The sequence below is a fragment of the Bradyrhizobium sp. 141 genome (assembly GCF_023074055.1).
Lineage (GTDB): Bacteria > Pseudomonadota > Alphaproteobacteria > Rhizobiales > Xanthobacteraceae > Bradyrhizobium.
In genome coordinates this window covers 1-12,708 of the sequence record NZ_JADPKR010000034.1, presented here as the reverse complement: position 1 = coordinate 12,708, position 12,708 = coordinate 1, and the positions used below count along the sequence as shown (strand labels likewise).

Annotated in this window: 11 protein-coding genes and 1 tRNA gene; 3 read left to right on the top strand and 9 right to left on the bottom strand. The window is 63.9% G+C overall.

The genetic code is table 11. The annotated features are described in order from the left end of the window. Positions 1–217 precede the first annotated feature (217 nt). The 6 genes from IVA81_RS11395 to IVA81_RS11370 form a co-directional block, all read right to left on the bottom strand. The gene (locus tag IVA81_RS11395) at positions 218–1,411 is read right to left on the bottom strand and encodes a CoA transferase (protein ID WP_247316393.1); all 1,194 of its coding nucleotides are present in this window, start codon (positions 1,409–1,411) and stop codon (positions 218–220) included. A 37-nt stretch (positions 1,412–1,448) separates the two neighbouring features. Then, a complete protein-coding gene (locus IVA81_RS11390) occupies positions 1,449–2,378 on the bottom strand; it encodes a glycine/sarcosine/betaine reductase selenoprotein B family protein (RefSeq protein ID WP_247316383.1) in 930 nt (309 codons plus the stop codon). A gap of 276 nt (positions 2,379–2,654) precedes the next feature. Then, complete coding sequence (locus IVA81_RS11385) at positions 2,655–3,236, bottom strand: GDP-mannose pyrophosphatase (protein ID WP_247316381.1); 582 nt, start codon at positions 3,234–3,236, stop codon at positions 2,655–2,657. A gap of 9 nt (positions 3,237–3,245) precedes the next feature. After that, positions 3,246–3,689 (bottom strand): GNAT family acetyltransferase, encoded by a 444-nt coding sequence (locus IVA81_RS11380; protein ID WP_247316379.1) that lies wholly within the window; start codon positions 3,687–3,689, stop codon positions 3,246–3,248. Then, the gene (locus IVA81_RS11375; protein WP_247316377.1) at positions 3,686–5,113 is read right to left on the bottom strand and encodes an FAD-binding oxidoreductase; all 1,428 of its coding nucleotides are present in this window, start codon (positions 5,111–5,113) and stop codon (positions 3,686–3,688) included. Before IVA81_RS11375 ends, IVA81_RS11380 begins: the two co-directional genes overlap by 4 nt. A 23-nt stretch (positions 5,114–5,136) precedes the next feature. Continuing rightward, on the bottom strand, positions 5,137–6,126 hold the full coding sequence (locus tag IVA81_RS11370) for an L-threonylcarbamoyladenylate synthase (RefSeq protein WP_247316375.1): 990 nt from the start codon (positions 6,124–6,126) through the stop codon (positions 5,137–5,139). Positions 6,127–6,194: 68 nt separating this feature from the next. Here IVA81_RS11370 and IVA81_RS11365 point away from each other — a divergent pair. Further along, positions 6,195–6,271, top strand: a tRNA-Pro gene (locus IVA81_RS11365). Positions 6,272–6,324: 53 nt separating this feature from the next. On the opposite strand, the gene IVA81_RS11360 is transcribed toward IVA81_RS11365, so the two are convergent. Beyond that, positions 6,325–9,204, bottom strand: a complete 2,880-nt coding sequence (locus tag IVA81_RS11360; protein ID WP_247316356.1) for a pentapeptide repeat-containing protein — start codon at positions 9,202–9,204, stop codon at positions 6,325–6,327. Positions 9,205–9,563: 359 nt separating this feature from the next. On the opposite strand from IVA81_RS11360, the gene IVA81_RS11355 reads away from it, so the two are divergent. After that, complete coding sequence (locus tag IVA81_RS11355) at positions 9,564–10,538, top strand: tripartite tricarboxylate transporter substrate binding protein (RefSeq protein ID WP_247316333.1); 975 nt, start codon at positions 9,564–9,566, stop codon at positions 10,536–10,538. 32 nt (positions 10,539–10,570) lie between these two features. Here IVA81_RS11355 and IVA81_RS11350 read toward each other — a convergent pair whose 3' ends face one another. Beyond that, positions 10,571–10,897 carry a hypothetical protein gene (locus tag IVA81_RS11350; protein ID WP_247316331.1) on the bottom strand — a complete coding sequence of 109 codons (327 nt, stop codon included), beginning with the start codon at positions 10,895–10,897 and terminating at the stop codon, positions 10,571–10,573. A 254-nt stretch (positions 10,898–11,151) separates the two neighbouring features. Continuing rightward, entirely contained in the window at positions 11,152–11,376 is a 225-nt protein-coding gene (locus IVA81_RS11345; protein ID WP_247316322.1) for a hypothetical protein, read from the bottom strand. A gap of 267 nt (positions 11,377–11,643) precedes the next feature. Between IVA81_RS11345 and IVA81_RS11340 the strand changes: the two genes are divergently transcribed. Further along, positions 11,644–12,603: an N-carbamoyl-D-amino-acid hydrolase gene (locus tag IVA81_RS11340; RefSeq protein WP_247316320.1), complete on the top strand. Its 960-nt coding sequence runs from the start codon at positions 11,644–11,646 to the stop codon at positions 12,601–12,603. Positions 12,604–12,708 lie beyond the last annotated feature (105 nt).

Genomic DNA, 12,708 nt, shown 5'->3' with positions numbered 1-12,708 from the left:
GATCGAACGGCGACCCAGCTCGGGCGGCCACCCGGGCTGGGCCATTCCTCACGGAACGGCTCAATATAATCGATCGCCCTAATACAAGGGTGGGCAAAGGCGCAACGCGCCGTGCCCACGATCTCTCGCTTCAGCCCGCAACGGTGGGCACGCTCCCGCCTTCGCTCTTCGAGCTACGGCGGACAAGTCGCTTTGCCCACCCTACGGCAGCGGAGCTCTACACAATCTCCCGTGCCCGCAACCCCGCAATCTCCGCCGCATCGAACCCCAGCTCGCCGAGCACCGCGTCGGTATCCGCGCCCAGCTCAGGCGCCATCCGGTCCAGCCTGCCGCCGCCATGGGCGAGCTTGAAGCCGCTGCCCGCAAAGCGCAGGCGGCCGTAGGGCGTGTCCAGCTCCTGGATCGCGCCGCGTGCCTTGATTTGCGGATGGTCGATGACTTCCTCGACCTTCCAGATGCTGGCGCAGGGCGCGCCGGCGTCTTCCAAAATGATCTCCCATTCGCGCGCCGGTTTTGCCGCCAGCGCCTCCTCGATGATGGCGCGCAGCGCGGGCTCGTTCTCGTTGCGCGCGAACCAGTCGGCAAAGCGCGGGTCGGCGAGCGTGTCCTCGCGGCCGAGCGCGCTCATCAGCGCGCGGTACTGCTTCTCGTTGTTGACGGCGAGCAGGATGTGGCCGTCGCCGCACTTAAACAAATTCGCCGTGGTCCTGCGGCTCACCGCCTGGTTGCCCGAAAGCTGCTGGCGATGGCCGGCGACCGACCAGTCCGCGATCTGCCCGGACAGAAACGCCAGCGTCGCCTCCAGCATGGAGACGTCGATGAGCTGGCCCTTGCCGGTGCGGTCGCGCTGATACAGCGCGCTCGACACGCCGAACGCGGCCGTTGCGCCCGACAGCACGTCGCAGACCGCAAAGCCGGCCCGCGTCGGTCCGGTCTCGGGATGGCCCGTGATCGCCATGATGCCGGACAGCGCCTGCATCTTGCCGTCATAGCCGGGCCGCAGGCGATCCGGGCCGGTCTGGCCGAACCCGGATACCGCGCAGTAGATCAGCTTTGGATTGATCGCCGACAGCGCCTCGTAGCCGATGCCGAGCTTGTCCATCACGCCCGGGCGGAAATTCTCCATGACCACGTCGACCTGACTGGCAAGCTTCTTCACGATCGCGATCGCCTCGGGCTTCTGCAGATCGAGCGTCAGGCTGCGCTTGTTGCCGTTGATGGCCTGGAACGCCGGTGCCAGCCCGCGCTCGGCCCATTCGCGTGACAGCGGCGTGCGGCGCATGTCCTCGCCCTCGCGCCGCTCGACCTTGATGACGTCGGCACCGAGCAGCGCGAGCTGATAGCTCGCGTACGGACCGGCCAGCACTTGCGTAAAATCCAGGATCTTCACGCCCTCGAACGGTCGCGTCACGTCGCTCTCCCCTTTTTGTTGTCGTTGTCGGAGGACGTCAGGCGGCGCGGTTGCCGCGCGCGATCTCCTTCTGCTTGTCGAATTCGGCGCGGCGGCGCGCCAGCTCTTCGGCTGAGAGCTGCGCGACGTTGTTGTAGTCGAGCTTCCAGGAGGCGTCCTCGCTCCAGCGCAGCGGCGACTGCATCGTGGTCTGCGGGCCGCTCGCGGTCTCCAGTAGACGCAGCGCCAGCTCCAGCGTCTGCTCCTGCGAGGCGACATCATGCGGCTTGCCGGCGGAATTGCCGAGCGGGAAGTCGCTGAACAGGAAGCGCGGGACAGCGGCGTGCTCGATGATGTCCTTGGCGCAACCCATGATCACGGTCGGGATGCCGCCCGCTTCGAGATGCCGCGCCACCAGCGCGGTGGTCTGGTGGCAGACCGGGCAGTTCGGCACCAGCACCGCGACATCGACTTTGTCGGCAAGGCAGCGCGCCAGAATCTCCGGCGCGTCGGTGTCGAGCGTGACGCGATGGCTGCGGTTGGTCGGCGCGCCGAAGAAGCGAGCGGCGACTTCGCCGATGCGGCCCGCGGCGGAGGCTTTGAGGAGCTGCGGCAGCGGAAACCAGGTGCCGTTGTCGGTTGCCGAAGTGTGCTTGCGGTCGTAGCCGATGTGCGAGATGCGAAGGTCGTGCGCTTTCGAGGTGTCGCCGTCATAGACCTCGTAGAATTTCGCGCTGCCGTTATACGCCGCGCCCGGCCCCTGGTCGCCCTTGGCGGGATCGTACGGCGCAGCGGTGGTGATGATGGTCACCCGCGACTTTGCCAGCGGCTTCTTCAGCGGCTGGAACGGCGCTGAGGTGTAATGCGCCCAGCGATACGCCGTGGTGTAGCCGATCGCTGCGTAATAGTCGCGCGTGCGCTGCATGTAGGGGACGGGAGCATCGGTGTCGGGCGCAAAGCCGAATTCGTCGTCGCGCGGAGCGGTCATGGGCGCGTCTCCTGGTTCTTGGTTGGCGCCAGACTAGAGATAGTTTTGGGGTTGCTCAACGGGGGGAGGGAGGACGCAGGGCTGAATTGCAGATGAGGATGGAGCGACCTCTCTTCCCCTCTTCCCCTGCGGGAGAGGGTGGCTCGCCGAGAAGCGGCGAGACGGGTGAGGGGTCTCTCTCCGCAAGTCCACTCCCTCAGGAGTTCGCGGAAGCATACCCCTCATCCGGCGCTTCGCGCCACCTTCTCCCGCAACGGGAGAAGGAAGGAAGATAACTCACCTGAACACATGCAGCGCCACATATTGCAGCAGCATGATCGCCTTGGCGTCGATGATGCGGCCGTCGGCGATCATCGCCAAGGCCTCGTCGATCGAGAGCTCCAGCACCTCGATGTCCTCGCCCTCGTGTTCGAGGCCGCCGCCGTCGCTGACGCGCATCGAAGGCTCGTACTCGGCGACGAAGAAATGCAGCTTCTCGGTGATGGCGCCCGGGCTCATGAAGGCCTCGAACACCTTATGGACGTGGTGCAGGCGGTAGCCGGTCTCCTCCTCGGCCTCGGCGCGGATGCGCAGCTCGGGCTCGGCGTTATCGAGCACGCCGGCGGCCGCTTCGATCAGGAGATCGTCGTAGCCGCGGATGAATGCCGGCAGGCGGAACTGGCGCACCAGGATCACGCTGCGCCGTGCGCGATTGTACGGCAGCACGGCCGCGGCGTTGTCGCGCTCATAGGTCTCGCGGTGCTGCGTCTGCCACTCGCCATTGCCGCGCCGGTAGTCGAACGTCGTTGTCTTCAGCGTGGTCCAGCCGTCCGAGAGAACGCGGACGTCCTTGATGCGGACGCGGTCGGAAATGGTCATGGCTCGATCTCAGTTGCTTGGCGTGGTCTCGCGGCCGTCGAGCCACTTCTGAAACATCACCGAGGTCGATTCCTCGAAGCCCAGCGATTGGTAGAACGCATTGGCCGGCGCATTCTCGCGGCGGACCAGCAGCTGGAGTTTTGCGATGCCGGCGGCGCGCAACCAATCCTCGGCCGCCGCCATGATGGCGCGGCCATGGCCGCGCTTCTGGCGGTCTGGATCGACCGCGACGTAATAGATCCAGCCGCGATGGCCGTCATAGCCGACCATGACCGTTGCCGCGATCGCGCCATTGTCGCGGCCGAGCAGGATCGTCGAGTTGTCGCGCCGCCGCGCCAGCGCGATGTCGGAATGCGGATCGTTCCAGGGACGCGTCAGGCCGCAGCGCTGCCACAGCGCGACGACGGGCTCGACATCGGCATCGGTGATGGCGTCGATCGTAAGACTATTCACAGCACTTTCCCCGGATTCATGATTCCATGCGGATCGAGCATCGCCTTGATCGCGCGCATCAGCTCGATCGCGGTCTTGTCCTTGACGTCGGGCAGCTCGTCGCGCTTGAGCACGCCGATGCCGTGCTCGGCCGAGATCGAGCCGCCCATGCGCAGCACGATCGCGAACACCACCGCGTTCATCTCGTGCCAGCGCGCCAGAAAATCCGCGGTGTCGGCGCCGACCGGCTGGCTGACATTGTAGTGCAGATTGCCGTCGCCGAGATGGCCGAACGGCACTGGCCGCGCGCCGGGGATCAGCTTCACGACGGCTTCATCGGCCTCGGCAATGAAGGAAGGCACGGCCGCGACGGGCACGGAGATGTCGTGCTTGATCGAGCCGCCCTCCGGCTTCTGCGCCGAAGACATCTCGTCGCGCAGCTTCCAGAAGCCGGCGCGCTGGGTGAGGTTGGCCGCGATCACGGCATCGTCGACGATCTCCTCCTCCATGGCACGGGCCAGGATCGTCTCCAGCGGCGTGCGGGCGTCCTCGCCCGGCGAAGACAATTCCATCAGCACGTACCAGGGATGCTTCTCGCCAAGCGGATCGCGCACGTCGATGCCGTGCCGGACCGAGAACTCCACCGCCATCTCCGACAGCAGCTCAAAACTCGTCAGCGCATTGGCGGCTTCGCCTTGCGCGATCGTGAGCAGCTTGAGCGCCGCCGCCGGCGACTTCAGCCCGACGAAGGCGGTCTCGACAGCCCGCGGCTTCGGAAACAGTTTTAAAGTCGCCGCCGTGATGATGCCGAGCGTGCCCTCCGCGCCGATGAAGAGGTTGTGCAGATTGTAGCCGGTGTTGTCCTTCTTCAGCTTCGAGAGAGAATTGAGCACGCGCCCGTCGGCGAGTACCACCTCGAGCCCCAGCGCCATCTCGCGCGCGACGCCATAGGCGAGCGCGGCGGTGCCGCCGGCATTGGTCGAGAGATTGCCGCCGATGGTGCAGCTGCCTTCGGCACCCAGCGACAGCGGAAACAGCCGGTCCACCTCGGCGGCCTTCGCTTGCGCGATCTGCAGCACCACGCCGGCTTCGCAGGTCATGGTGTTGGAGGCGGTGTCGACCTCGCGGATCTTGTCGAGCCGCCGCAGCGACACCACCACTTCGCCATTGTGCGGCGTCTGCCCGCCGACGAGCCCGGTATTGCCGCCTTGCGGCACCAGCGCGATGTTGTGCGCGGAGGCGAGCTTGCAGATCTCCGAGACCTCCGCCGTGGAGCCCGGCCGCAGCACCAGCGGCGAGCGGCCGTGGAACAGATTGCGCTCCTCGGTGAGGTAAGGCTCGATGTCGGTCGCATCGGTGATGGTGTGGCGGTCGCCGACGATGTTGCGGAATTGCGCGATCAATTCGGGCACAAGCGGCGGGATGGCGGATTTACTGACGTTCATTCTCGTGTCTCTTCTCAAGCTTCTTATCGCGCAACCGCGGCCCGGCGCAGCCGGTCGTTGATCGCTTCGCCGAGGCCTTCCTCGGGCACCGTCATCACCGCGATCGCCTGCGGGCTCTTCGCATCGAGCTCGCGAAGATAGCCGAACAGATTGGCGGCGGCTTCATCGAGATCAGCTGTGGGCGACAAATTCATGACGGCGCTCGCGGCATCGATGCCGGGCAGCCGCGCGGGACCGAATGCGAGCAGCGCCTCGCCCGGCGCCACCTCACGCGCATCGAGCCGCACATGGGCGCGCGGCGCGTAATGCGAGGCCAGCATGCCCGGCGCCAGCGGCTGGCTGTCGTCGCTTTCGGCTTCCATCGGCGGCCGCGCCAAGGCTGCGCCCAGCACCGCCTCGATCCGTTCGCGCGAGAGCCCGCCGGGACGCAGCAGCATCGGCGCCTCGAAGCAGCCCACGATGGTCGATTCGACGCCGACCTCGACCGGCCCGCCGTCAATGATGAGGTCGATCCGCCCCGATAAGTCGCTCTCGACATGGGCGGCCAGCGTCGGCGAGACGTGGCCGGAGATGTTGGCCGACGGCGCCACCACGGCCCCGCCAAAGGCGCGCAGGATCGCCTGGGCGACCGGGTGGGCGGGAATGCGGATCGCGACGGTGTCGAGGCCCGCGGTGGCGAGATCCGCCACCGGGCAGCCTTCCGTCTTCGGCACCACCAGCGTCAGCGGCCCCGGCCAGAACGCCTCCGCGAGCCTCAACGCGCGCGCGTCGAACCGCCCGATCCGCCGCGCGGCTTTGAGGTCAGCGACATGCGCGATCAGCGGATTGAACGCTGGCCGCCCCTTGGCGGCGTAGAGATGGGCGATCGCGGCGGCACTGGCGGCATCCGCCCCGAGCCCGTAAACCGTCTCGGTCGGAAACGCGACCAGCCCGCCGGCGGCGAGCCGCCGGGCGGCAGCCTCCGCGCCGGCCGCGCCGGCCGGTAAAATCAGCGTTTCAAGACCCGTTTTCACAGGGACAAAATTCCTCATCTCGGCCGCTTGCGGTGCGCCAAACCCGACGCTATAAGCCGCCTTCTTGTCGGAGTGTGGCTCAGCCCGGTAGAGCACTGCGTTCGGGACGCAGGGGTCGCAGGTTCGAATCCTGCCACTCCGACCATTCTTCCAAAAGTTGACGTTTTCCAGAGGCTTGGCGGACCGGCCGCCGGCGCCTCAGGCGTCCTTTTGCGACGATTTTGAACGCACGTCCACCGAGGACTTGCGCTTGGCGGGGGCGCCCGCACGCTTAGCACGCCGAGGGCCCTCTCGCGTTGTGCTGAGATCGGTCTCGATGATCATTGCGGTATCAAGCCCAATTGCTCCTTGGAGGCGCGCTCCGGTCATTGTGCAGCGATTTAGGACTGAATCTCTAAAATTCGCCTCTTCCAGGTTGGCTCCAGACAGATTTGTGCCCTGCAAGTACGTTTCAACCAGATTAGCTCCCTTGAGAGGGGCTCCACTCAAGTCGCAATGCAGCAGCCTTGCCGATAGCAAATTGACGCCGTTGAGATCGGCGCCGTGCAAGTTGACGTGATACAACGTGGAACCAAAAAATTGCGTCCCGCGCAGCGAAGCGCCGGTCATTACCGTCAGCTCGAAATCGAGCACTCTGCAATTTTCTCCGTTAAGGTCGATGGCGGGAAGGTACGCATTGCCTGGAAAAAAAACTCCCGGTCGCCAGCCGGCGGCGTTGATCCGGTGGCAAAGCGATTCAAAATAGCCCCTGCCGCCGGGAGCAAATCTGCGTCTTCCCCCTCCGAATCGGAGATAATTTTCCCGAAGACAATCGCGATCTGGCTCTCGACGATCTGCAGTCGGCAAGCTGGCATGCACCACTGCGGTGATTTGCATGAGGGCGTCGCCAAGATGCGCATCGAGAGCCGTGGTTCTCATGGGCTCTACGGGAGCCGTCAATTCAAACGGCAAAGCGTGCTCGAGCAACTCGTTGATGAAGGCAGCCTGCCACACTTTCACTCCGCGCCGCATCAGTGGTTGCGGCCTCAGATGAACGCCTTCGGCCCACCAAATGTAAACGTCGAGCAGCAGGTCGCCGATCCATTTCCAACGCCCAGGCTCAGCCTGAATCTCGCTGTTCAAAAGCCAAAGGATGTGAGCTCGGACGTCGCGCGTAAGCCATTGAGGCGCCAGCAGCCGCGCGAGGGCGCGGCTTGCCTTGAATTGCGGCGTTCCCTCGGGGAAGTCCTGCCAATACGCGACCTTGGGTGCAGCGAGCGGCCCGGACATTCCTTGCGAAAGTTCTTTGACAACGGCAACAACGGCCTCGGCGAAGAGATACTCACGAAAGCTCTTGTGGAGGAATTCGCAGCCGATATTGGTGTTTCCACCCTTGAAGTAGAAATTGATGACTAGCTCATGGAGGACGCTATCGCATGTTGCGTCGCTGACGAGGCCGCGCAGGCCTTGCTCCGAACGCCATGCATCGATCGTTTCGGTGTCGTCCTCAAGCCGGCTGCTGAGTTCGGTGAAGGAAATTGCTTCTCGACCCAGAACGGTAATGACTGCTGCCACCCTGTGCAACAGATGGCGCAACGACTCGCCGCCGCGATGGACTGTGTCCTGCAGGTCTTCGCTTCGTCCCTTTCCAGCATGAGCGACCGTGACGTCGACGAGGGCCTTGTAAAGTGCGCTTGGCTCCGCGACCAGTTGAGCTGGATCGCCGTCCGTTTCGACTAAGGTCCGAAACGTCAAATAGGCCAGCAGGGGCGATCCCACGACCTCCATGCTATGGCTTTCCGTGTCGTCTGATTTCGAGAACCACTGCTCGTACTGCTCGAAGACAGCCTCGAGTCGGGCGTGATCCAGCGACCATTGCGCGACCTGGCCGATTTTTTCAGCGCGCTTGAGGTTAGTCGCAATTGCCTCGGCAAAGCCCCGCAACATGATCGGTGTCAAGTGGCGGACCGTGAGAACGGGCGTGTTGGGTTTCAAAATTCCGCTGCTGCGGACCTCGGCCGATGGGCGTCCAGTCAGGATGAGGCGTACGGATGTGCCAGGACGGCCGATAAAATACTCCCGGATTCGGGGCAACCAGGTCTGAAGCTGCGCCTGGTAGCTGGTATTGCCGGTTAGCGAAACCTCGTCCCAGCCGTCGAGGATGAAAACGAGCTGAGAAATTTGGGCCTTTCCGAGTTTGAAAGCGGCGCTAAGCGCATCAGAGGTGATAATCGACTGACCCGGGCGAGGGGGCTCCTCATCAACAGGTCCAATGCGCAACGCGTCCTCGATCAATTCATTGGCGCTGTCGAACGTCGTGAGCCGAAAGTCGCGAAAGCGGACCAGAATGGGCCGCAGTCCGCGCGTCAACAGCTCGTTGGCGAGCCGCAACGTAAACGCTGATTTGCCGCAGCCCGGCGGCCCTTGGACAACGATGAGCTCCTTGAATTTCGGATCGGAAAACAGCTCGACGACCGTGTCGACGAGATTGTGACGGCCGCCACCCGCTTCATTGTCCTTGAATGGATCTTTGCGCGCTTTTTCGTCAGCGATCTCCGACCAGAACAGGCGCCCACAATCGGTTTCCGCGTAAATATCGCGCAGAGAATACGGCTCACGCCCCCAGACCTGCGCGTCCGAAAATTGCCAACGCAGCCAAGCGTGATGAGCCGCGATATAACTCTCGGGACTTGGCCGTGCCGCCTGCAATCCGGTCAGTTGAGATAACAGCTTGGCCTCGAATTTTCCTGACACCTTGATGGCTTGAAAGCGGTCCAGAATACCCGCGGAGTTAACGGCTTCGTTCAGGCAGATCGGTATCACCGGAATCCCGGTCAATCTGTTGCGCTCGCTTAGAAACCACCATTCGCGCCGGCACCACTCCGACTTGGCGGCTTCTGCTCCGATGATCGCAATCGCGGCCGAGCATTCCATCAGCCATCGATAGAGGTCATTCGACCACAGACTGCCGCCCTCGATGCCCACATCCCGCAGGACGTCAAAACCGCCAGTACTCAATGCCGCCTCAAGGCGCCGGACGGCTTCCGCTGTCGGTTCATGGTCGCGCTTGTAGCTGATGAAGACTGTCGGCTTTAGCATCGGCCACCCCTATAGCTTGAGGCGAGCCAGTGAGGCCGGCCGCCGGATCGTAGCGATGAAGTTTACCAGAAGTGGAAGGTCGGTCACGCGCAATCTACGCGAAGGACGGTGCTCCCCTCCGTCGGACGTTTTAAAGACGGTGCAAGTCGCCGTTGTCGCCAAACAACGGATGCAGGCAACGGCGCCTCGCTTCGCTCTACCCGCGCGCTTGCCTCATCGCCTCAGCCCCTACCGTTCGCCCAAATCCTTGCGCCCGGCATAACCAGTTGCCATCCGGTCAGGCCGACGGCTAGAGAGTGCATAGCCGGGCGCGCGTTCGAGAGCGCGATCGGCCAATAACAAAAACAGGGCTGGAAATCATGAACAAGAAGATCGTCGCGCTCGTTGCTGCTTTCGGCTTCGCTGCCTGCGGGTCGGCATGGGCTGCATGGCCGGACGACAAGCCCATCGAAGTCGTCGTCGGCTTCGCGCCCGGCGGCGGCACCGATGTCATGGCTCGCAAGCTTCTACCCTTCGTCGAGCGCGCGCTGGGCGGCAAGGCGAAGTTCGTCGTCCTGAACAAGCCCGGCGCCGGCGGAGAGATCGCATTTGCTGCGATCGCGCGCGCGGCGCCCGACGCCTATTCGATCGGTGTCGTCAACGTACCAGGCTACAACTTCCTGCCGATGACCCGCAAAACCCAATACACCACGGACGAAATCCGGCTGGTCGCACGGGTCGTCGAAGATCCGAACGTGATCGTGGTGCCCGCGGACAGCAGATTCGGCAATCTGCCGGATGTCATTGCCGCACTTCGCAGCAAGCCGGGCTCGGTGACGTTTGGTCACAATGGCGCCGGCACAAACGGTCATCTGGCCATTCGCATGCTCGCGGCGGCCGCGAAGGTCGAGCCCAACGAGATCTCCTACAGAGGAACGGCGGCACAGCGGACTGATCTGTTGGGTGGGCATTTGGAAGTCGGAATGATCAGCCTCAGCGAGATTCCCGAATTGCATGGCACCAACAAGGGGCCACTTCGCGTCATCGCGATCCTGTCGAAGAAGCGCTTTCCATCGCTGCCCGAAGTTCCGACAGCAGAGGAGGTGGGCTTTCCAGTCACGTCGACGGCAGAACGCGGCTTTGCGGTCCCGAAGGGCGCTTCAGACGACATCGTTAAGAAGCTCGAAGCCGCGATTGCCGAGGGCCTGCGGAATCCCGAGTACCTGACGAGCTCGCCCGGCGACGAGCCGGTGATCGCTTTCATGCCGGGTGCCGAGTGGCAGAAACGTCTCGACGAGATGTCCGCGGCTTTGCGTCCCTATGCGGAGGAGATGCGAGCAAACGAGCAGAAGTGATCAATCCCGCCGTAGCTTGGGTGGTCGCGAGACTACCTTCGCGCCACCAGCACGCCCACCAGAAACGCCACCATCAGCGACGGCAACGGTGCCTCGCGCACCATGCCGCGGACGACCTCCGGCCAGTGCTGATCCGGGACCAGTCCCGGCGATCGCACGTTGGGCGCGGGCTCGATGCCCCAGTGTGATGCGAGCTCGGCGATCTCGCTTTGCGCCAGGCGCACGTCGTCGCGGACGCGGAAGATGGCGGCGTCCAATTGCTCGCGCGGCGCGAGCTGCATCAGCGTCGAGACGGCCGTGCGCAACGTCATCTCGCCAAAGCCTTGCAGCCTCACCTGCTCCTCGGGGTCGGACGTCATGCCAAATCCCTCACAGCACCAAATCCCTCACAGCACCAAATTCTTCACAGCGCCAAATTCTTCACAGCGCAAAGTGACGCGCGAGGGCGAAGGCCGCCGTCGCGCACAGGACCAGCGTGGACACCGCACCGGCCACGCCGCGCGCGAGATGGGTTCGCGTCAGGTGCCTGGTCATGGTCTTGCTCCATGCTCTCATGGAAATGGTCGCCGTGGAGCTTGGTTCCTTGGGTACGCCGGCGAATCGCGGGCGTCCGCTACTTCCGCAGCAGCTCGCTCAAGGCCGCCGTCGCCTCGGCGCAGCGGATGTCGTCGATCTCGCGCGACAGGCCGAGCGCGCTCGCTCTCAGCTCTTCGAGCGTCCAGCTATCCGGATTCTGGCTTTCGAGCTGACCGAGACGCTTGTTCAGATCGTCCAGTCTCGATTGGAGCTGCCCGATGCTGGCAGCCCCATTCACTTTCCAAACGCGTTGTGCGCGCATCGTCGTTCCCCTGATCGTCTCACGGCCTTGTGAGAGCGGTTCGTGGCCGGAATGGGAGTTTGTTTTGTCCGGCTTCAGACGGCGGGGAACCGTTGCAAATCCGCAACGAAGTTCCGGATTTTCGCGAGCGACTGGGCGAGCCCGCACGATGATACCCGCAGGCATTGATTGTGTGCCGTCACGATGATGGGCGAGCCGGCCTGTGCGCGCGGTGCGCCGCTCGATAGGCTCATGCCCGACGCAATCCGGGACATGAAGGAATGACGCGTGGCGAGATTTGTGACTGTCGCGGCCGGCCAGCTTGGCCCGATCGCGAGGACCGCGACGAGAACCGACGTGGTGGCCCGGCTGACGGCCCTGATGCGCGAGGCGAAGGCTTGCGGCTGCGACCTGATCGTCTATCCCGAGCTCGCGCTGACGACGTTTTTTCCGCGCTGGTATTTTGAAGATCAGGCCGAGATCGATAGCTTTTTCGAGCGCGAGATGCCGGGCCCGGAGACGCGAGGCCTGTTCGATCTGGCGCGCGAGCTCGGGATCGGCTTTTGCCTCGGCTATGCCGAGCTGACGGTCGAGGCCGGAATTGTCAGGCGCTACAACACGTCCATCCTCGTCGACAGAAGCGGCGCGATCACCTTGAAGTATCGCAAGGTCCATCTGCCCGGCCACGCCGAGCACGAGCCGTGGCGCAAATTTCAGCATCTGGAAAAGCGCTATTTCGAGCCCGGCAGCGGCTTCGATGTCGCCGGCGCCTTCGGCGGCGTGATGGGCATGGCGATCTGCAATGACCGCCGCTGGAGCGAGACCTATCGGGTGATGGGCCTGCAGGGCGTCGAGATGGTGATGATCGGCTACAACACGCCGGTGCACAATCCGCCCGCGCCCGAGCATGACGATCTCTCGCTGTTCCACAACCATCTGGTGATGCAGTCCGGCGCCTATCAGAACGGCACCTTCGTGATCGGCGTCGCCAAGGCCGGTATCGAGGAGGGCGTGGACCACATCGGCGGCAGCTGCATCATCGCGCCTTCCGGCGAGATCATCGCGAGATGCACGACCAAGGGCGACGAGATCGCGCTGGCGCGCTGCGACCTCGATCTCTGCAACTCCTACAAGCGCACCACCTTCAATTTCGACGTCCACCGCCAGCCCCAGACCTATGGGCTGATCGTGGAGCGGAAGGGGGTGACGACGATGGCGGACGGAATGCCGGCGCGGGCGAGGGAGTAAGGCTCTCATCCGGGCTTCTGTAACGGGCCTTGGTTAGTCAATCCCTTTTTGCGTCATCCACTCGCTGGGCACTTGCTTCTGTACGGGATCGGCGCGGTGGCCGTC

Coding starts and splice junctions, on each gene's coding strand:
- IVA81_RS11355 (WP_247316333.1), top strand. CDS start 9,564: ATGAACAAGAAGATCGTCGCGCTCGTTGCTGCTTTCGGCTTCGCTGCC.
- IVA81_RS11345 (WP_247316322.1), bottom strand. CDS start 11,376: ATGCGCGCACAACGCGTTTGGAAAGTGAATGGGGCTGCCAGCATCGGG.
- IVA81_RS11385 (WP_247316381.1), bottom strand. CDS start 3,236: ATGACCATTTCCGACCGCGTCCGCATCAAGGACGTCCGCGTTCTCTCG.
- IVA81_RS11360 (WP_247316356.1), bottom strand. CDS start 9,204: ATGCTAAAGCCGACAGTCTTCATCAGCTACAAGCGCGACCATGAACCG.
- IVA81_RS11375 (WP_247316377.1), bottom strand. CDS start 5,113: ATGAACGTCAGTAAATCCGCCATCCCGCCGCTTGTGCCCGAATTGATC.
- IVA81_RS11390 (WP_247316383.1), bottom strand. CDS start 2,378: ATGACCGCTCCGCGCGACGACGAATTCGGCTTTGCGCCCGACACCGAT.
- IVA81_RS11350 (WP_247316331.1), bottom strand. CDS start 10,897: ATGACGTCCGACCCCGAGGAGCAGGTGAGGCTGCAAGGCTTTGGCGAG.